This is a genomic window from Phycisphaerae bacterium (assembly GCA_017999985.1).
GTDB lineage: Bacteria > Planctomycetota > Phycisphaerae > UBA1845 > Fen-1342 > JAGNKU01.
Genome location: JAGNKU010000014.1, coordinates 1 through 20,188, shown reverse-complemented (window position 1 = coordinate 20,188; position 20,188 = coordinate 1). Strand labels below are relative to the sequence as shown.

15 protein-coding genes are annotated in these 20,188 nt (G+C 65.9%); 10 read left to right on the top strand and 5 right to left on the bottom strand.

Annotated features, from left to right (window positions below):
- The first annotated feature begins 15 nt into the window (after positions 1 to 15).
- The 8 genes from KA383_16445 (at position 16) to KA383_16410 (ending at position 10,608) form a co-directional block, all read left to right on the top strand.
- Positions 16 to 1,494 (top strand): hypothetical protein, encoded by a 1,479-nt coding sequence (locus KA383_16445; GenBank protein MBP7747707.1) that lies wholly within the window; start codon positions 16 to 18, stop codon positions 1,492 to 1,494.
- Positions 1,495 to 1,510: 16 nt separating this feature from the next.
- A complete protein-coding gene (locus tag KA383_16440) occupies positions 1,511 to 3,019 on the top strand; it encodes an extracellular solute-binding protein (GenBank protein ID MBP7747706.1) in 1,509 nt (502 codons plus the stop codon).
- Positions 3,016 to 3,918: a sugar ABC transporter permease gene (locus tag KA383_16435; GenBank protein ID MBP7747705.1), complete on the top strand. Its 903-nt coding sequence runs from the start codon at positions 3,016 to 3,018 to the stop codon at positions 3,916 to 3,918. Before KA383_16440 ends, KA383_16435 begins: the two co-directional genes overlap by 4 nt.
- On the top strand, positions 3,915 to 4,823 hold the full coding sequence (locus tag KA383_16430; GenBank protein ID MBP7747704.1) for a carbohydrate ABC transporter permease: 909 nt from the start codon (positions 3,915 to 3,917) through the stop codon (positions 4,821 to 4,823). Before KA383_16435 ends, KA383_16430 begins: the two co-directional genes overlap by 4 nt.
- Positions 4,824 to 4,853: 30 nt before the next feature.
- Positions 4,854 to 8,006 carry a hypothetical protein gene (locus KA383_16425; protein MBP7747703.1) on the top strand — a complete coding sequence of 1,051 codons (3,153 nt, stop codon included), beginning with the start codon at positions 4,854 to 4,856 and terminating at the stop codon, positions 8,004 to 8,006.
- 271 nt (positions 8,007 to 8,277) lie between these two features.
- Complete coding sequence (trpS, locus tag KA383_16420) at positions 8,278 to 9,252, top strand: tryptophan--tRNA ligase (protein MBP7747702.1); 975 nt, start codon at positions 8,278 to 8,280, stop codon at positions 9,250 to 9,252.
- A 26-nt stretch (positions 9,253 to 9,278) separates the two neighbouring features.
- The gene (locus KA383_16415; GenBank protein ID MBP7747701.1) at positions 9,279 to 10,154 is read left to right on the top strand and encodes a segregation/condensation protein A; all 876 of its coding nucleotides are present in this window, start codon (positions 9,279 to 9,281) and stop codon (positions 10,152 to 10,154) included.
- Positions 10,138 to 10,608, top strand: a complete 471-nt coding sequence (locus KA383_16410) for a RidA family protein (GenBank protein ID MBP7747700.1) — start codon at positions 10,138 to 10,140, stop codon at positions 10,606 to 10,608. Before KA383_16415 ends, KA383_16410 begins: the two co-directional genes overlap by 17 nt.
- 245 nt (positions 10,609 to 10,853) lie before the next feature.
- Here KA383_16410 and polA read toward each other — a convergent pair whose 3' ends face one another.
- Positions 10,854 to 13,622, bottom strand: a complete 2,769-nt coding sequence (gene polA, locus KA383_16405) for a DNA polymerase I (GenBank protein ID MBP7747699.1) — start codon at positions 13,620 to 13,622, stop codon at positions 10,854 to 10,856.
- Between the two features lie 111 nt (positions 13,623 to 13,733).
- Here polA and KA383_16400 point away from each other — a divergent pair, with 111 nt between their 5' ends.
- Positions 13,734 to 14,273: an O-acetyl-ADP-ribose deacetylase gene (locus KA383_16400; protein ID MBP7747698.1), complete on the top strand. Its 540-nt coding sequence runs from the start codon at positions 13,734 to 13,736 to the stop codon at positions 14,271 to 14,273.
- Between the two features lie 75 nt (positions 14,274 to 14,348).
- On the opposite strand, the gene KA383_16395 is transcribed toward KA383_16400, so the two are convergent.
- The 3 genes from KA383_16395 to KA383_16385 form a co-directional block, all read right to left on the bottom strand.
- Positions 14,349 to 14,924, bottom strand: a complete 576-nt coding sequence (locus KA383_16395) for a hypothetical protein (GenBank protein ID MBP7747697.1) — start codon at positions 14,922 to 14,924, stop codon at positions 14,349 to 14,351.
- A gap of 355 nt (positions 14,925 to 15,279) precedes the next feature.
- Positions 15,280 to 16,968: a sigma-70 family RNA polymerase sigma factor gene (locus KA383_16390; GenBank protein ID MBP7747696.1), complete on the bottom strand. Its 1,689-nt coding sequence runs from the start codon at positions 16,966 to 16,968 to the stop codon at positions 15,280 to 15,282.
- Between the two features lie 259 nt (positions 16,969 to 17,227).
- Positions 17,228 to 18,442: an MltA domain-containing protein gene (locus KA383_16385; GenBank protein MBP7747695.1), complete on the bottom strand. Its 1,215-nt coding sequence runs from the start codon at positions 18,440 to 18,442 to the stop codon at positions 17,228 to 17,230.
- A gap of 184 nt (positions 18,443 to 18,626) precedes the next feature.
- Here KA383_16385 and KA383_16380 point away from each other — a divergent pair, with 184 nt between their 5' ends.
- Positions 18,627 to 19,157, top strand: a complete 531-nt coding sequence (locus tag KA383_16380) for a DUF4136 domain-containing protein (GenBank protein ID MBP7747694.1) — start codon at positions 18,627 to 18,629, stop codon at positions 19,155 to 19,157.
- Between the two features lie 180 nt (positions 19,158 to 19,337).
- Here KA383_16380 and KA383_16375 read toward each other — a convergent pair whose 3' ends face one another.
- A complete protein-coding gene (locus tag KA383_16375) occupies positions 19,338 to 19,970 on the bottom strand; it encodes a HEAT repeat domain-containing protein (GenBank protein ID MBP7747693.1) in 633 nt (210 codons plus the stop codon).
- Between the last annotated feature and the right edge of the window lie 218 nt (positions 19,971 to 20,188).

The following is a 20,188-nucleotide window of genomic DNA, read 5'->3' as shown; positions in this document are numbered from 1 at the left end:
GACCAGGCGCTCCGCATGACGTCGATCATGGCAATTCTGAGCGCGACCATGTTCGCGTCAGTCACCGCTTCCTCCGCCCCGCCCGGCGTCTCCGCCGAGTGGCAAGCCCAGGTACGCCAGCTCGTCTGGGTCTGCTACACCCCCACCGGCGTCAATCCGGACCTGCTCCAGCAACCGACCGCCGAGAGCATCCGCGCCGACCTTGACACCCTGCGCAAAGCCGGCTTCACCGGCCTCATCACCTATGGTTCCGCCGGCGTACAGGGCCGCGAGACCGTTTCGCAAGCGGCGGCCGCCGGTTTTCGCGGCGTCATCGTCGGTGTCTGGGATTTCAGGCTCGCCGAGGAAATCGCGAATGCCAAGACGGCCGCGCGTCATCCGCTCGTGCTCGGCCTCTGCGTCGGCAACGAAGGTATCGGCCGGCGTTACACACTCGCGGAACTGCGTACCGCGCTCAACGAGATGCGCTCTGCGACCGGCAAGCCCGTGACAACGACCGAGGAGATCGACGACTACCTCGACGACGAGATCCTTCAGCTCGGCGACTGGGTCTTCCCCAACGCGCATCCGTTCTTCCACGGCCGCCACGAACCCGCGTCCGCGCTCCGGTGGACACGCGGCGCCTACGACGACCTCGCCCGCAGCGGCCGCTTCATCTGGTTCAAGGAAGTCGGCCTGCCAACCGCGCGTGATCCAGCCGGCCAGCTCAGCGCGGAACACCAGGCCGAGTACTACACCCAACTCGCCCGCGCGCCCGTGTTCTTCGCGTATTTCGAAGGCTTCGATCAACCCTGGAAAACCTGGCGTCCATTCGAGCCGCACTGGGGGCTATTCGACGCCGACCGCCAACCCAAGGTGCTGGCCCGCCAGCCATTTCCACCCGCCGCGCCGGACACAGCGCCTGCGGCGGACTCGCCCACGTCGCGCGCCCCGACCTCCACGCGCAGCGCACCCTTCCACATCTATCGCGATTGCGCCGACGCCGAGAACCACTACTCACCAAGCGGCCTCGACGGCGACTGCGGCGACGTACAGATCGACGAACAGTGGACCACCAACCCGCACACCGGCCGCACCTGCATCCGCATCGTCTATGAGAACAAGGGCCGCGGCCCGCACACGTGCAACTACGGCCCACCCTGCCGCTGGGCGTCGCTCCGCTGGTTGCACCCGGATCAGAACTGGGGCCGTGAAGCGCGCTACGCCGACGGCGGCTACAACCTCACCGGCTATCGCCGCCTGGTCTTCTGGGCCCGCGCCGACAGTCCCTGCCGCGTGAAATTCACCGTCGGCGGCATCGACGGCCCGTATGGCGATTCACTCGCCTACCCGCGCAGCAAGCTCTGTCGGCTCGACGAAACGTGGCGTGCCTACGAGCTCGACGTGCGCGGCGCCGACCTCCGACACATCATCGGCGGCTTCGGCTGGGATGCAAACTGGGACCTGAACCCGCACGGCGCGGTCGTCTACCTCGACGACATCCGTTTTGAATGACCCACAACGATCGATCTTGACGAGAACGATGGACCCGACCCGCACACCCTGGCACACGCGACTCGTGAAGCTGGTCATCGGCGCCGTGCTCGTCATTCCCGCCCTCGGCCTCGTCGCCTTCGGCCCCCGCACCAGCCGGCCGATCCCGCCGAACCGCACCGTCGTCACCTACTGGGAGAAGTGGACCGACTTCGAAGGCGAAGCGATGCGCCGGCTCTGCGGCGTCTTCAACGACACCGTCGGAGTCGAGAAAGGCATCTACGTCGACTACATCGCCACAACCCAGATCGAAATCAAGACGCTGGTCGCGGCCGGGGGAGGTGATCCGCCCGATCTCGCCGGCCTCTGGCCCGACCGCGTGCCCGGCTTCGCCGTCGGGGGCGCACTGCAAGCGTTGGACGAGCGCGCCGCGGAAGCCGGCATTAACGCCCAGACGATCCTGCCAGTGTATTACAATGCCTGCCGCTATCATGAGCACCTCTACGCGATTCCGCTGACGCCCTGGTCACTCGCGCTGTATTACAACAAGGATCTCTTCGCCGAGTTTGCCGAGCCGCTGGCGGCCGCGGGTTACAGCGCCGAACGCGCCCCGCGGACGATCGCGGAGCTCGAGGGCTATTGCCGCGTCCTCCATCGCCGCGACGCCAAGGGCAACATCGAGCTGATGGGTTTTGTCCCTGGGGCGCCTTGGCCGCTGGGCTGGTACTGGAATACGTGGACGTTGTGGTTCGGCGGTACGTTTCACGACGGTCCGGGCGGTTCGTTCCAGGTGGATGGCCCGCATTTCATTCGGGCGTACCAGTGGGTGCAGGATTTCGCCCGCGAGTATGGCTTCGAGCAGCTCCAAAGCTTCGAATCCAGCTTCGCGAACTTCAACTCGCCCGACAATCCGTTCATGATCGGCAAGCTGGCGATGATGCAGCAAGGTCCATGGTTTGCGAACATGGTCCGCCAGTACGGCCCCGACATTGATCTAGGCGCCGCTCCGTTCCCGACCATCGACGGCGAGCCGGTCGGCTATTGCGGGCAGGACGTGCTCGTCATTCCGGCGGGCGCGCGGCACGCGGACGAGGCCTGGGCCTTCGTCGCCTGGCTCTACACCAGCCCGCCGGTGCAAGTGCCGTCCGGGAAATCCGAGCCGCAGCGTGGATATGAATATTACGTGGAAGAAACCGAGACCGGCCCGGTCCGACACCCGATGCCACCGTTGCGGCCGATCGAGTGGATCTGCTGGAACCACTATAAGAATTGCCCGCTGGTCGAGCCATCGCGGGAATTCAGCGCGACGCATCCCAATCCAGCAGTCGAGGTCCACGACCAGGCGGCGCGCGGCCCGCGAGCCTATACCGATCCCGCACTGCCAAACTGGACCGCGCTGCGCGGCAATTTCGAAGCTGCCTACGCCGACATCTGGAGCGGGCGCGTCGAGCCGCGCGCCCGGCTGGAGCAATGTCAGAAACGGCTCGCGCAACTCAGCGAACTGGCACGCAAGGGCCTGGCGCGCTATGGGGAGAGCTATCCATGAGCCTCCGGTCGCGCGGCTGCACATTTCGCGCCGAGCTGACCGGGCTGGCCTGGATCAGCCCGTGGCTGATCGGCTTCGCGCTGTTCCTGCTGCTGCCGATCGTACTTTCCGGCTATCTGAGCTTCTGCGAGTTCAACGGCTTGCGCCGGCCGGTCTTCACGGGCTGGGAAAACGTGCGGGCCTTGCTGAGCGATCAGTTGTTCTGGCAGGCACTGAAGAACACCGCGCTTTACGCCGCCGTCGCCCTCCCGGCGGGAACGCTCATCGCGCTCTTGTTGGCGGTACTGCTCAATGTGCGCGTGCCCGGCCGTACGCTGTGGCGCGCCTTGATCTTCGTACCGACGGTCGTTCCGCTGGTGGCGGTCGCGATCGTCTGGATGTGGATGTACAACTCCCGCTTCGGACTGGTCAACACCGCGTTGGGCTGGATTGGGATCACGGGACCGAACTGGCTGAGCGACGCGCGTTGGACGATGCCCAGCATGATCCTGCTGAGTTTCTGGAGCGTCGGCAACGCGGTGGTCATCTACCTCGCGGGCCTGCAGGACGTGCCGCGCTCGCTCTACGAAGCCGCGCACGTTGACGGGGCGGGCCCCGTGCAGCGACTGTGTCACGTGACCTTGCCGATGATCTCGCCGGCGATCTTCTTCAACGTGGTGCTCGGCATCATTTTTGTCTGGCAGGTGTTCGCCGTGCCCTACATCATGATTCCCAACGGCGGCCCGGGGCAGAACGCGTATTTCTACACGATGTATCTCTACGACGTGGCGTTTCTGCATCAACGTTTCGGCTACGCGTGCCTGTTGAGCTGGATACAGCTCGGCATCATCCTGCTGCTGACGGCCCTGGCGTTCCGCCTCAGCCGCAACCTGGTCCATTACCGCGGAGGGTTGCGATGAGGGAATCCCGCCTCGGACGCATGTCGGCCCTGCTCGTGCTCGCGCTTGTTTCGACGGTGTTCGTCGCCCCGATTGCATGGATGGTCGCGTCGAGCCTCAAGCCGCAGGAGGAAGTGACAACGGCGGATTTCTCGCTGTTGCCGAAAGAGCCGTCCCGGATCCCGCAGTACTTGTACGAGAACTACTACGCCGGCCGGGAGAAGATCGTCGAGCCGTCCGGTGTCGAACGGACGGGCTACGAGGGCGTACTCACCAGCGAGAACGTGCACTTCATCCTCTACCTGCGGAACACCCTGATCGTCGCGCTGCTGAGCGTCGGCGGCATGGTGCTGTCCAGCGCACTCTGCGCCTACGGCTTTGCCAAGATCTCGTGGCGCGGCCGCGGCGTGGTTTTCGCGATCATGCTGGCAACGATGATGGTGCCCTTCCCGGCCATCATGATCCCGACGTATTTCGTATTCAAGTACTTGGGCTGGATCGGCACCTTGCAGCCGCTGTGGGTGCCCGCAATCTTCGGCAACGCGTTCAACATCTTCCTGCTGCGGCAGTTCTTCGCGCAGATTCCCAATGACCTTTCCGAAGCGGCGCGCCTCGATGGCCTCGGCCACTGGGGCATCTTCTGGCGGATCATCGTGCCGCTTTCGAAACCGGCGCTGGCCGTCGTCGCGCTGTTCCACTCCATGTACGTCTGGAATGATTTCATCGGCCCGCTGATCTACCTCAACCACCAGGACCTGTTCACCCTCGCGCTCGGCCTGCAGTTTTACCAGGCCCAGCACGGCGGCACCCCCTGGAACCTGCTCATGGCCGCCTGTACGCTCGTCACCGCGCCGCTGCTGATCCTCTTCCTCATCAGCCAGCGCACGTTCATCGAAGGCATCGCGACCACCGGAATGAAGGGCTAGGCGGCGGTGGCGCATCAGGACAAGACACCCGTGAAGCGACTGGACTGCCCCCCAACTGCCCCGCCGTCCCACGTGCTCGACGCCGACGGCCGCTACCTCATCCGCGGCTATGACCGCGGACCGGCCTTCTCCAGCTTCCTCCCCGGCGTCGCCGGCCCCGCCGGCGTCCCGCTCTGGTGCATGTACGTCAACCGGGCCCAGGCCATCGTCTCTTTTGGCGTCCACAACAAGGACCAGGCCATCGTCGAGTTCCTGCCCGCGACCTGGGCTTACCAGCTCGTCGGCGTCCAGGGCTTTCGCACGTTCTGCAAGATCGACGGCCAATACTACGAACCATTCGCGCTCGACCCCGTGGGCGGTGCGCAGGGCCAACGTGCCATGGCCATCGAGCCCGATGCCCTCACGCTCACCGAGACCGGCGCGCCCGGCGGCCTCGACTTTGAGGTCGCCTATTTCTCACCAGTGAATCAACCGCTTGGAGCGCTCGTCCGGCGTGTGCGCGTCACGAACCGCGCGCGCCAGGCTCGCCAGCTTGAATTGCTCGACGGCCTGCCATTGATTCTGCCCGCCGGCTTCACCGACCTGGGTATGAAGCAGTTGCGGCACATCCACGAAGCCTACGCCGCCGTCCGCCTCGCCTGCGACCACGTGCCCTTCTACGCGGCCAAGGTCGTCGCACACGATGAGGCCGAAGTCACCCCCGTGACGCACGGCCATTTCTACGCCGCGTGGCTCGTCACGGACAGCACGCTCAAGCCCATCGAGGCCTTCGTTGATCCGCACGTGATCTTCGGCGGCGGGCAGGATCTCATTACGCCGCGCCGCTTCATCGCCACGGAGCGTCTCGACCGCTCCGCCCAACTCTGGGAAAACCGATTGCCTTGCGCGCTTGCCCCGATTGAGGCGCGCCTCGCGCCGGGCGAGTCCATCGAGTGGATCGCCCTCATCGGCTTCGCACCGAGCGAAGACGCTCTGGCGCGCTTCCTGCCGCAGTTCACCCAAGCCGCGGACTTCGACGCCGCTCGCGCTGCCAGCCGCGACCTCGTCACGTCCGTCGTCGAACCCACCGCCACTTTTTCGAGCCTGCCGCTGCTCGACGCCTACACGCGCCAGAACTGGCTCGACAACGTCCTCCGCGGCGGCGTCCCGCGGGTACTGCCGACGCGCAACGGACCGGCGTTGCTGCATCTCTACGCCCGCCGGCACGGCGACCTGGAGCGCGACTACAACTACTTCATCCTCCCCCCGCACCCGCTTTCCAGCGGCGCGGGCAACTACCGCGATATCTGTCAGAACCGCCGCTGCGACGTCTGGTTCTTTCCCGAGATCGGCGACCTCGAGATTCGCACGTTTGTCAACCTGCTCCAGCCCGACGGCTACAACCCGCTCGCCATTGAGGGCTACCGCTGGGAGCTGCCGCCGGATGGCGACCCCGCGGACCTGGAGTGCCCTACGACCGACGCCGCGGCTGAGGCCGAATTGAAGTCGCTCGTGCAGCACCCGTTTCAGCCCGGCCAATTGCTCGCGTGGGCCGATCGCCACGCCGTCGTGATGCCGGACCGCCAGGCCTGGCTCGAACGCATCCTCGCGCAGTGCGACTGCCGCCTCGTCGCCCACGGCCACGAAGGCGGCTACTGGATCGACCACTGGACTTACATCGTCGATCTGCTCGAGGCGTTCGCTGACATCTATCCCGACCGCGTCCCATCCATGCTAACGGAGACGGCCGACATCGGCTGGTTCGAAGACGGCGCTTTCGTTCGCCCGCGCGCCGACAAATTCGTGCGCCGCCGGAATGGTCCGCTGCAGCTTGGCGCCGTTGCCGACGGCCCCGTGCCGCAGCCGCCGCTCGCGCCCGTCACCGTCTTCGGCAAGCTCTGCGCGCTGCTCGCGATCAAGGCCATCTCGCTCGGACCGAATGGCCGTGGCCTGGAAATGGAGGCCGGCCGCCCGGGTTGGAACGACTCGCTGAACGGCCTGCCCGGGCTGTTCGGCTCATCGACCTGCGAGCTGGCCGAGTTGGCACGCCTCGCGTCCTGGCTGCGCGCCGCCCTCCCGGACCCGCCGGACACGGCTTTGCCCATCGAAGTCTCCGATCTCATCGCCGCCATCGTCCCGGATTTGTCCGCGGACTTCGATTGGTCGCACGCCGCGAAGCTCCGCGAGCAATTCCGCGCCCGCATCGCGCACCGTACGACGGCGGATGCCGGAATGGTCTCTGGCGCGCAGCTCAAGCTGCTGCTCGCCGGCGTCGAAGCCCGCGCCCGACGCGCGTTGTCGCTCTCCGTTGACCCGCAGACCGGCCTGATCCACACGTACTACGCCAACAAGCCGACGACAACGGACGACTCGAAGTCCATGCCGACCAACTTCGCGGCTCAGCCGCTGCCGTTGTTCCTCGAAGGTCAGGTCCACTGGCTGCGGATCATCGACGACCCCGCCCGCGCCCGCGCGGTGTGGCACGCCGTCCGCCGGAGCGCGCTCTTTGACGCCGACCTTGGCATGTACAAGCTCAACGAGTGTCTCGACGCCTGCCCGCCCGATATCGGCCGCGCGCGGACCTTCACGCGCGGCTGGTTCGAGAACGAGTCGATCTGGCTGCACATGTCGTACAAGTACCTGTTGGAGCTGCTTCGCCGCGGCCTCTACGCGGAGTTCTTCGAGGACGCCCGCACGATGCTCGTCCCGTTCCTCGACCCGCAGCGCTATGGCCGCAGCGTGCTGGAAAACAGCTCCTTCATCGCCTCCTCCGCCAACCCCGACCCCGCCACGCGCGGCCGCGGCTTCATCGCGCGCCTCAGCGGCTCCTCGGCTGAGTTCATACACATCTGGCGGTTGCTCACGATCGGTCCCAGCCCGTTCACGCTCGACGCCAACGAATTGTGGTTCACTCTGCGACCGGCACTCCCCGGCGCCTGGTTCGCCCCCGCTCGCCGCACGATCACCTGGCGCGGCCAGAACACCGAGCTCCCCGAGGGACACTTCGCGTGTACCCTGCTCGGGTCCGTCCTGCTCGTGTATCACAACCCCGCGCGCCGCGACACGTACGGACCAAACGCAGTCCACCCCGTACGCTACCAACTGGACAACAGCGATCCGATCGAGGCCCCGCGCCTCACGGGCGACCGCGCCCAGCGCCTCCGCAACCGCGACTACACGCGCCTCGACGTATGGCTTGCGTGAGGCCTGGCTACCTCTTGCCCGGCACACCCCGCTGCAAGCCGCGCATCCGTCAATAGTTAGCGCGCGCACCACGCGGAAGCGCCCCGGGCCGCCCGACTCGCCGGCCAGCTGCAGCCGCGCCGTCCCGTGCGCTGAACTTAGTCGCGGCGCACCGTTTGCGCCCCCCGCCACCGTTCCACCCTTGTATCCCCGCCGCACTCGTGGTCTACTGCCCCGTAACTTGGCCGTGCCTGCACGTGGCGGCGGCGGGGCCGACGCACTGGAGGTTGGGATGCGCGCACTGTCGGGAATCAAGCCGACCGGAGAGCTGCACCTCGGCAACTACTTCGGGGCGATGAAGCAGCACATCGAGCTTCAGCTGGAGCACGAGGGCTTCTACTTCATCGCCAACTATCACTCGCTCACGACGGTCCACGACGCCGAGCACCTGCGCCAGCTCACCCGCAACGTCGCCATCGACTACCTGACGATGGGGCTCGATCCCAACCGCATCAACCTCTTCCGCCAGAGCGACGTGCCCGAAGTCACCGAGCTCGCCTGGATTCTCGGCACCGTCACGGGCAAGGGCCTGCTCGACCGCGCCACGACCTACAAGGACCACGTCGCCAAGGGCATTGTCCCCAACATGGGCGTGTACTGCTACCCGCTGCTCATGGCCGCCGATATTCTCATCTACCGCAGCGACATCGTCCCGGTCGGCCGCGACCAGTTGCAGCACATCGAGTTCACGCAGGACATGGCCGGCTACTTCAACCAGACGTTCCGCCCCGTCTTCAAGCGCCCCGAACCGCGCCTCAACGAGACCGCCATCGTCCCCGGCATCGACGGCCAGAAGATGAGCAAGAGCTACGGCAACATCATCGAGCTCTTCGGCGAGGCCAAGGCCATGAAGAAGAAGATCATGGCCATCAAGACCGACAGCACCCCGGTCGAACAGCCCAAGCACCCCGAGACCTGCAACGTCTTCGCCCTGCTGAAACTCCTCGCCGAGCCTGCCGAACTCGCCCAGTGGGAGCAGCGTTACCGCGCCGGCGGCATGGGTTACGGCGAGGCCAAGAAGCGGCTCGTCGAGCTCTACGAGGAACGCTTCGGCAGCCGCCGCGAAATCCGCGCGCAGTGGCTCGCCCGCCCCGATGACGTCGAGGATATACTGCGCGGCGGCGCCCGGCGGGCGCGGGCCGTGGCCGAGGAGGTCATGGCCGAAGTCCGCGACGCGTGCGGCATCGTCCGGGCGGCGACCCTGTAGCCCCACCGGCGACGAGTGAGAGCGTTTTGTCCGACTACCGCGTACAGCTCGACGTCTTCAGCGGCCCGCTCGATCTGCTGCTGTTTCTTATCCGCCGGGACGAGGTGGACATTCTCGACATCCCCATCGCCAGTCTCACTGACCAGTACCTCGCGCACGTGCACCTGCTCGAACAGCTCGACCCCGATGCCGTCGGCGAATTCCTCGTCATGGCGGCGACGCTCGTCGAGCTGAAGTCGCGTTCGCTGCTGCCGACGCCGCCCATCGAGGATCTCGACGACAGCACCGACCCGCGCGCCCCGCTCGTCCGGCAATTGCTGGAATACAAGCGCTTCAAGGACGCGGCCCGCGCGCTGGGCACCTCCGCCGACAACCGCGCGCAGCGCTACGTGCGCCGGCCGTGCGATCTGCCCAAGGAGCTCGAGGGCGTGCAGCTCGAGGAAGTGCAGGTCTGGGACCTGCTCTCCGCATTCGGCAAGGTCATGGCGGCGATTGGTCGCGGCCCCGGCCTGCACTCAGTGCGCTACGACGAAGTCCCGATCGAGCTGCATATCGCCGAAGTCCTCAGCATTCTGGAGCGCGAAGGCCCGTCGACGTTCGAGACACTGTTCGACGGCCAGCCGGACCGCCTGCAGGTCGTCGGCCGCTTCCTGGCCATGCTGGAGCTGATTCGTTCGCACCGCATCCGTGCCGAGCAGGAAGCCGTGTTCGGCACAATCTACATCTTCCTGATCCAGCCCGTGGATGAACCCGAACCGGAGGCCGCGGACGAACCCGCGTTTTCCGGCGACGAACTCGCGCCGCCGCTCGCGGATGATTCCGCGCGGCAGCCCACAAACGCGCCCCGATTGCAGCTCGTGGACGAGCCCGAGCCGGAGATCACTGATGAGCAAACCGAGTGAACGCCTGCAAGCCCTGGGGCTGACCCTGCCCCCCGTCACCAAGCCGGTCGGCGCCTATGTGCCCGCCCTGCGTTACGGCCACACCATCACGCTGAGCGGCCAGATTCCCATGCGCGCCGGCCAGCTCGCCTACGCCGGAAAGGTCGGCGGCCCCGACGGACGCACGCTCGAGGACGCCCAGGCGGCGGCCCGCGTGTGCACGCTGAACGCGCTCGCCGCGGCGGCGGAAGTGGCCGGCGGGCTGGACCAGATCACGCGCGTGCTGAAGGTGGCGGTGTACGTCGCGTCGAATGCCGGCTTCACGGACCAGCACAAGGTCGCCAACGGCGCGAGCGATTTCCTGGTCGAGGTTTTCGGTGACGCCGGCCGGCACGCCCGCGCCGCGGTCGGCGTCGCGGAACTGCCGCTCAACTCGACGGTCGAGGTGGACATCACCTTCGCCATCGGCGAGTGATAAGGTGATAACGAGATAGGCTGATAAGGGGGCGCCGCAACAGATCACCTCAGAGGCGCCGAGGACACAGAGATTCACAGAGACGCCTCGTTCGGCCTGAGTTGTCCCGCAGGACCGACAAACGGCGCACCCTACGCGCCAAGAGCGGCCGTACCGCGCTCCGCGGCAGCCGTTCCCTGTTCCCCATCCCCTGTTCCCTTTCCCCCGCACCCTCATTCCCTTGATCCCTCGATCCCGCCCCTCCGTCACTTCGCCTCCAGCCAGTTTTCCCCCGTCGCCACGTCGACCTTCAGCGGCACGCGCAGCTTCATCGCCCCACCCATCACCGCGCGCATGACCGCCGTCATCGCCGGGGCGGCCGCGCGCGGGGCTTCGCAGACCAGCTCATCGTGCACCTGCAGCAGCATGCGCAGCGGCAACGACTCGCACGCGATCCGCCGGTGCAGCTCGATCATCGCGATCTTGATCAGGTCGGCGGCCGAGCCCTGAATGACTGTGTTCACCGCGAAGCGCTCGGCCTGGGCGCGGACGCTCGCGTTGCTCGACGTGAGATTCTCGATCGGTCGCCGCCGGCCCAGGATCGTCTGCACGTACCCATCGCGCTTCGCGTCGGCGATGCAGCGGTCGATGAACTCGCGAATACGTGGGTAGCGCGTGAAGTACGCGTCGATGAAGGCCTGCGCTTCGGTGCGGCTCATCCCCGTCGCCTGTGCAAGCCCGAACGCCGTCTGCCCGTAGATGATACCGAAGTTCACGGCCTTCGCCCGGCCGCGCATCTCCTTCGTCACCTCCGCCAGCGGCACCCCGTTAATCTCCGCCGCCACGAACGCGTGAATGTCCTGATCGGCCACGAACGCTCCCATGAGCGCTTCGTCCTCGCAGAAATGCGCGAGCACCCGCAGCTCGATCTGTGAATAATCGGCCACGACCAGCAGCTCGTCCGCGCTCCGCGGCACGAACGCCCGCCGAATCTGCCGGCCGGCCTCCGTCCGGACGGGGATGTTCTGCAGGTTCGGCTCACTGCTCGACAGCCGGCCGGTCACGGTGCCGGTCTGGTGGTAGCTCGTGTGGACGCGGCCGGTCCGCCGACTCAGCTCCGCCGGCAGCGCGTCCACGTACGTCCCGCGCAGCTTCTGGATCTCGCGGTACTCCAGCAGCAGCGCGAAGATCGGCTGGTTCGTCTCCTGGTGCAGGATCTCGAGCGTCTCGGCGTCCGTCGAACGCGTCGTCTTGGTCTTCCGCACCACGCGGTAGCCGAGCTTGTCGAACAGGACTTCGGCGAGCTGCTTCGGCGAATCGAGATTAAACGGCGTGCCGGCGAGGCGATGCACCTCGTTCACAATGGTGGCGGCACGGGCCGCCAGCGTGCGGCTGAGTTCGCGCAGCAGGTCGGTATCGATGCGGATGCCATGGTGCTCCATGTCGGTCAGCACGCTGACGAGCGGCATCTCCGTCTCGTAGAACAGGCGCTCCATGCCCAACGGGGCGATCTGCGGCTCGAACAGCAGCCGCAGGCGCCAGGTATAGTCCGCGTCCTCGGCCGCGTATTCGGCGATCTGCTCGACCGGGACCTGGTCCATGCGGAGTTGCTGCTTGCCCTTGCCGATCAGGTCGGTCGTCGGAATCTTCGTGTAGCCGAACAAACCGCGCGCGAGGCTGTCGAGGTTGTACGCGTTGCGGGCAGGGTCGATCACGAATGCCGCAATCATCGTATCGAACAGCGGACCGGCGACGGGCAGCCCCGCGTTGCGCAGGACGTTGAGATCGTATTTCAGGTTCTGGCCTACCTTGCGTTTCGTCGCATCCGCGAGGATCGGCGCCAGTTTCGCCCGCACCAGGTCGAGCGGCAGTGTCCGCCCATAGACGCACTGCACAGGAATGTAGTAGCCGACGCCCACCTGCCACGCGAACGACAGGCCCACCAGTTCGGCATCGATCGGGCTCACGCTGGTCGTCTCGGTGTCCAGGGCGAATTCCGGTTGCCGCGCCAGCTTGGCCGCGAACTCCGCCAGCTTCTCCGGCGTTTCAATCAGGCGGTAGTCGCCACCCGCGGGTTCGCGCAGCGCGGCGGCGGAGAGGGGCGCGCCAGCCACGGCCGGCGTCCGCGCCGCGGCCGGCACGGACGCATCCGGGGACGGCGCCGGCTCGCCGTCCAGCGCATCATCGGGCAGTTGCTCCAGCAGGCGCCGCAGACCCAGCTCGGCAAGAATCGGTCGGACACGCCGCCAGTCAAAACGGGCGCACTCCGCGGCGGCGAGGTCAAAATCGATGGGCACATCCGTACGAAGGGTCACGAGCTCGCGCGTCAGGTCCATGTGCGGCGCGAACGCCAGCACGTTCTCCCGCTGCTTGGGCGTCAATTCATCCGCATGCGCGACGACGCCCGCCGCCGTCGCGTATTGCTGTAGCAACTTGGCCGCGGTCTTGGGCCCGATGCCGGGCACGCCGGGGACGTTGTCCACGCTGTCACCGGTGAGAATCTGGGCCTCGACGGCCTGCTCCGGCCGCCAGCCTTTCAGCTCGAAAAGCCCGTCCGCGGTGATGACCTCGTCCTTCATCGGGTCATACAGCGACACGCCGTCACGCAGGAGTTGATCGAGATCCTTGTCGCGCGACACCACGAAGATGTCGAGTTCCTGGCTGGCGAGTCGCTTGACGAGCGTGGCAATGATGTCGTCCGCCTCGAATCCCTCGCGCCGCAACATGGGCACGCCGGCGGCCGCCAGCACGCTGATGATGCGGTCTTCCTGCGGGGCGAGGTCCTCGGGCGGCGGGTCGCGGTGGGCCTTGTAGTTCGGGTAGATCTGCCGCCGCAGCAGCTTGCGCTCGTCCGCGTCGAGCACCATCACGAGATAATCCGGCCGGCGGTCGCGCAGCATATTCAGCAGCATCTGGCAGAAGACGTGCGTCGCGCGCGTCGGCTCGCCGCTCGGCGCGTTCAGCGTGCGGAACGGTGCGAAATACGCGCGGTAGATCTGCGCGTGGCCATCGATGATGTAGAGCGTCTTCGGCATGCCCCCATGGTACTGGCCCGCCCGCCGCGCCGAAATCGCCGCTTCGCGGTTCCTTTTGCCGCCGACCGAGCGCCATGCGACAATACGCGCGAATACCGCGAGGAGCCACTCATGTCCACCACCGACGTCTGGTCACGCATCGAACTGCAGCAGGGTGACATCACCAGGCTGGCCGTCGACGCCATCGTCAACGCGGCCAACCGCGCCCTGGCCGGCGGCGGCGGCGTCGACGGCGCCATCCACCGCGCGGCCGGCGCGGCCCAGCTTCAGGCCGCCTGCCGCCAGCTTGGTGGCTGTGACACCGGCGATGCCAAGATCACGCCCGGGTTCAACCTCCCCGCGCGCTACATCATCCACACCGTCGGTCCCGTCTACGGCGGCGGCCGGCGCGGCGAGCCAGAGTTGCTGGCCTCCTGCTATCGCCGCTCGCTCGAAGTGGCGTGCGAAAACGGCCTGCGGACCGTCGCGTTCCCAGCCATCAGCACCGGCATCTACGGCTACCCGTTCGAGGCGGCGACGGAGATCGCCCTGCGCACGACCGCCGAGTTCCTGGCGCGCCACCCGAATATCGAGCGCGTGGTATTTGTGTTCTTCGGCTCGGCCGACCACGCGACCGCCACGGCACTGCGCGCCCGCATCCGGTCAACATGACGCCGGCCGCGCAACGAAAACGGGACGGCGAGCCGCAACCCGCCGTCCCGTGGGTGAACTATCGACTGTTCCGGGCTACCGCCCCCGTACCAGCATCACCGACCCGGCGTTTACCAGCCCGCCGCCCATGATGTTGCCGTGAGCCCGCACCAGCTCCTGCGCCGGTGCCGGCTCAACACGCGGCTGATGGAACCATGCGTCTCCGAACGGCGCCTCCGGGTTCGTCGGTGCGAGGATGCTCTCCGAGGCTGCCGTCGTCTTCACGCTTGGCCCAGCATTCCCCGCCATCGGACGCGCGGCGGTCTGATCGACCATCCACGCAAGCTGAACCCACACGTTGCGGTGCCCCGGCTGCTCGGCGCGCACGTCGAATCCGGCCGCAAATGACGACGCGCCGCGATAGCCGGCGCCTTCATGCTGCCAGACCACATCCGAACTGATCGCCCCAGCCAGAACCAGCGCGCTGTTGACCGGATCGCGCAACTTTTCGAGCAGCGGCGTCGGATCCGTTGTCAGGGACTCCCACGATGCGAGCGACGTGGCGACCTGGCCAGCCCAGTACGGCGGACGAATATCGTCCGCAGCTGCGGATCCCACCACGAACGCCAAGGCAATCAGCCCGGCGCCCGTCAACACTCTTCGCGCTTGCATTCCGCGCCTCCTCATGGTCGCAGTCAACCGACGGGGTTCGAGCCGCGCACCTCGAACTACGCACGCGAACTGGAAACAGACCTCCGCATTCACTTCTAGGCCCGGATAACCCCCGGATTTCCACTCTAAAGCGTCAAGAACCGGCGAATTCGCAAAGAATTAGCGGTCCCCAGAAGTACATCGCCATTCCACGGGTGCGAAAGCTTTATATTATCGGACCGTGCAAGAACATCTCTCGGTTGTCGGCGCGCCGGTTTGCCCCGCCACCAACGCCCGAATGCCCCCAAAAAAGCACCCCGCCGGAGCTGCCGCTCCCGGCGGGGTCTGTCGTGAGAGAAGAGGACCGATTGGCTCGTCAGGCGCCCAGCAGCCGCTGCACATCCGCCTCGAAACCGCCGCGCAACTTCGTCATGGCCCGCGCCTCGAGCTGGCGAATCCGTTCCTTCGAAACCCCGAACCGCCGGCCGATCTGCTCCAGCGTCTGTGGTTCACCGGCGTCGTCCAGGCCATAGCGCTGCCGCAGGATGCTACGTTCGCGCGCGTCGAGCGTGGCCAGCATGCGCTCGACGGTCCCACGCAGCGCGAGCACTTCCTCGTTGTCGCTGTCCTCGCGCGGCGCCGTGCCGATCGCATCCAGGTACGTGTCCCAGCCGGTCTGGTAGCGCTCGCCGTGCCGGCGCTGCTCCGGGATCGAGCGGGCGAAGTTCTTCATGACCGCCCACGACGCGTACGTGCTGAACTTGAAGCCGCGCGCGTAGTCGAACTTGTCCACCGCGCGCATCAGTGAGACGTTGCCGTCGCTGATCAGCTCGAAGAGGTCCTGGCCGGGCGCCAAGTGGCGCTTGGCGATGCTGACCACCAGCCGCAGGTTGGCTTGGACGATGCGCCCCTTGATCCGGGCGGCCTCGTCGAGCAGCGCTTCGATTTCGTCGAGCTGCGCCGGCCGCACATGGTCAGGATCCAGCGCATCGAGCGCCATCTGCGCCTTGTGCCGCAGGTAGTTCATCTGGCGGAACAGCACGAACTCACCCTCGCGCGTCAGCAGCGGGATGCGGAAGAGCTGCGCCAGATACGGGGGCAACCCGGCGGGCACACGCCGCGGCGACACCGCGAGCTCCTGTTGAAGCGGGCCGGAAAGCGCCGAACTGAGAATCGCTTCGTCGGCATCCGGCGCATCGAATTCCGGGCTCCCTACGTATTCGATTCTCCGGGCCCGCATTTCCCGGGCGCGCATCTGGGTGATCGTGCGGTAGATCCACGCGACCGTCTTGCCGAAACGCCGTGCCAGCGCTTCGACGGTCTCGCCATCGACGTACGCTTCCCAGACCGCCAGACGTTGATCGTCCACCTCCACCTGCAGCGGCGAGCGGTTGAACACGCCCGCGTTGGGGTGGGCTTCGTCGTAATGTTTCAGAATCAGGCGGATGGTCTCGACCGCCCGACCGGACTCCGCGGCGATCTGCCGCGCTACGGCGTTGACCGTCCGGCCGCCGCCAGCCACGAGTTCCGCCGCCCGAGCGACGATCCCTTCGCGCTCCGGCCGGGTGAGCTGGGAGAAGTTGCTCCCGCGCGTCACCAGGTCCGCGTTCTGCGCCACGAATCGCCGCACGCATCGATCGGCAAATAGGAGTCGCATGCGTTCGTCCGTCCCCCGCAGTTTCCAGCCCGCCAGTCCCCGACGACGCCAGCGGAAGATCGTCTTCGTGCTGACGTCGAACCGCTCCGCCAAGTCCGCCACTGTGTATACCGGCTCGATCCAGGCATTCAGCGGAAGCCGGGCGTTCTCGCTCAGGTCTTCCGCCAGCAGGACCAGGTCGGTGATCAAGAGTTCGCCATCCAGCAAGCGGCCGTGACCATCGCCTTCGTGGGTCGGCCGAAAGCCGGTGATGGCGTTGCAGACGAATTCGAAGGGGTACTGCTTGTGCGCCTCAATCAGCGAGAGCAGGAATTCGATCCCGAGCAGTTGGCGCAGGCAGAGACGATTCGGGCCGCGCTTGAGCTGCTCACAGAGCGATGCAATAGAAGAGAGGCGGAAGCGATCCATCGGCACACCTCATCCGGGGCACAAATGCGGGCAAAGACTGGAAGCCCGCAGCTCCGTTCGGTCGTGATGAGGCGGATGGATAAGGATTGTTTCGAACGAATGATCGTTCGACCGACCGTAGTTGCTTTTTCTGTTGTTCTCGCTACTTCTCAGCTACCGGCCCCGCACCGAATACCGGTCGGGACCGCTGCTATGTACGACTGTATTCTCTATCGGAAAGTTGGCCGCGTCAACTTTTTTCCTCCGGAATCGTGCGCTGTTACGGTCGTGCGCCCTCACGAACGAAGATGTAGTACAAAGCGCCCTCCGACCCGGTTCGCCCGGCGATCGCCTCCGCCGACGGCCCCACCCCCATGAAGATGTCAGACCGCCCCGCCGCCCGAATCGCCCCGCCGGTGTCTTGGTCGCAGGCAAACGCGGAGAACGGTGCCTGAACGACCTTCTCATTGTAAACCATGGGCAGCTTCGATTTTACGAATGCCAGGCACGCCCGCGGAAAGATCTGCTTGTCGGTCGCGAGGCTGCGGAACGGCGTAACGGGCACACCGATGCTCCCGAACGGGCCGCCAGGCGCTTCCTTGAAGAACACGTAGCGGTCATTCCGCCAGCAATACTTGTATGCCTGCTCAGGGTGTCGCTCGAAGTAACGCAGCATCGTCTGCAGCGAGATTTCGTTACGTCTGATAACGCCGTCGTTGACCATCGCCAGCGCAATCGGCGTGTAGGCATGTCCGTTGTTGCCGGCGTAGCCGAGCTCGTACATCGAGCCGTCGCCCAGCCGCAGCTTCGCTGAACCCTGCACCGTCACGACGTACGCCTCGAAGGGCGACTTCAGGTACGCAATCTCCAGGCCGTCCAGCAGCCGGCCTTCCTCGATCTGGCGCCGCGTCGGATAGGTCGGGTTCATCCCGCCATCAGGCCGGCGCTGCCCGAGCGCCTGCCCCTCCTCGTCCTTCACCAAGTCCGGCGGCAATGAGTAGAGCGGATAGCGGAATGCCCCCTCCCGCTGCCGGCGCCCTTCGAAGATGGGGGTGTAGTAGCCGGTGAAGTACACCGTCCCCCGGTCGTCGCAACCGACTGACTGGTAGACCTCGAAGTTGTCACGCACGGCTTTGTTCAATTCCGCCGGCGAGTTCACGCGTGGCAGGATTTCGAGAAACCGTTCGAGCGAAGCCACCGCCCGTGCGTGCGTTATCTCGCCGTAGGGGAAATACTTGTGGCTCGACGGTTTGGCGAGGTAGCTGAGGCTGTGGCGGATGGCCTCTTCCAGCCCGGCGCGGTTGTCGAAGGCCAGGCCGAAATCCGGGTAATCCTTGGGGGAAATCTTGCGCAGCGCGAGCGCCCCGGGCGGCAGCGGCTTGCCGTAGTCCTTGCCCTCCGGGGGCGTGTACGGCGGCAGTTGCTCTGGCGGCGGGCAACCCCACAGACCCACGGTGACGACAACCAGACCGACAATGAGGGCAACGCGCAACATGCTCGGCTCCTTCCACACAGCCGCGATCAGGGCAGACCACGCGAAGCGCGGATTCTGACATGCGGTCCACGGAATTACAACGGCTTGTGAATACTGGTGCCGGATGCGGACCGCGCCCGCTGCGTTACAATGTCGCCGAAGGGCCCGGCGGCGGAGTCGGGCGGCGTCATGTGGGAGATGTCGGATGAACGCACGAACGTCCTGCCGGTTGTGTGCTACCGCCGGTCTGTTGCTGCTGCCGCTGTCGCTGCTGGGCTGTGCTCCGATGCGGATCGAGTCCGCGTATGGCCCGGGCATTCGGTTCGATGGCATGGGCGAGACATGGACCTGGGCGCCCGAAGCCAAGATGGGGCTGCGGTACGAAAAGGTCCTATCGGCGGAGCACGATGCGCTCGTCCGGCAACTGATCGGCGAAGAGCTCGGCCGCAAGGGCTACAAGCAGCTGACCGATGGGAAGCCGGACATCGCAGTGGATTACGCCGTGACTGAAAGAACCCGCGGCGGCATGCGCGAGTCGAGCTTCGCGCCGGTGCACTCCGAGGGAGCCCTGGTCATCGACGTGCTCGACCCGGCGACGGGTAAACACATCTGGCGCGGCTACGCGGAGGCCAAGCTCGACCCATCGCTCGATCCCGCCGTACGGAAGGCGCGGTTGTCGCAGGCAGTGCGCCTGATTCTGAAGCGTTTCGCCGACGCCGGCAAGTCACCCCGGTAATCACAACCCCGCACGCCAGTGCGCGGCCAGCCGCCACGCACAGCCGCAGCACGAAGCTGCTGTAGTGCGTGACCGTCGCCAGGACGACCCGCCCCGGCCCGACCTCCACCGGCGGACACATCGTTACCGTGACTTGGTGGCTGTGCCTCTCAGCCTGCGATCACAGGCTGCCAGTTCCAATCACTCCGGCAAGCGGCGCCGCGCGTCATTACGCACGTGCTCCACGGGGTCTTGCAGGAGCACCTGCCGGACCTGGGCCACAAACTCGGAATCCCCAGTCGCCAGGACCATTCGGATAGTCGCTTGTCGCATGTAAGGATCCGCGTCTTTCAAGAAACGCTCCGCGATCGCCCGCGCGTCAGCCGGATTACAGTTGGCCAGCGCAAGCAGGGCGTACTGCCGACAGCGATCGTTCAAGTCCTCCAGCCCGCGCCGCAGATACGGTTCGGCACGTGGCCCAGCGTGTTCCATGGCCATGTACACCTGCCAGCGCACATCTGACAACTGCGATTGTGAGAGTGCGACCAGAGTCTTCCAACACTCGTCAAGATGCTCTTGCGCGTAGTCCAGCATCTCGGTGCACTCATTGGAGATCGCCCAACATGTCTCCAGGCACGCGAGCGTCGCGCTCGTCATGGTCCACGGGTTCATCGCTTCCTGCCCGAGATGCATCAGTTCGCGGTATCCGGGGAAATCGGTCTCCCAGCCGTTCTCATAGTACTCACTTCCTCGGCGCTGATATGCCGAGGCCCAGAACTCAAATTCCTCGCACAACAACTTCACATTGGCGTCCATCGCACGTGCCTCGATCATCATTCCGGGTCCGCGATTAATGGGGACATTCTTGCTCTGTAGAAAAGCTCATCGTCAAAGAGAACCAGGATGTTGTGGGTGATCGGTCTCCGAATCTGGGGACACCATCAATTCTGTTCGGCACTCGACTTGCTAGGGCATGCGAAAAACACACGCGGGTTTAACACGATCTTAATTTGCGCTTTGCCTCAGGCCTGCGCATTATCTCCCGCATGGGT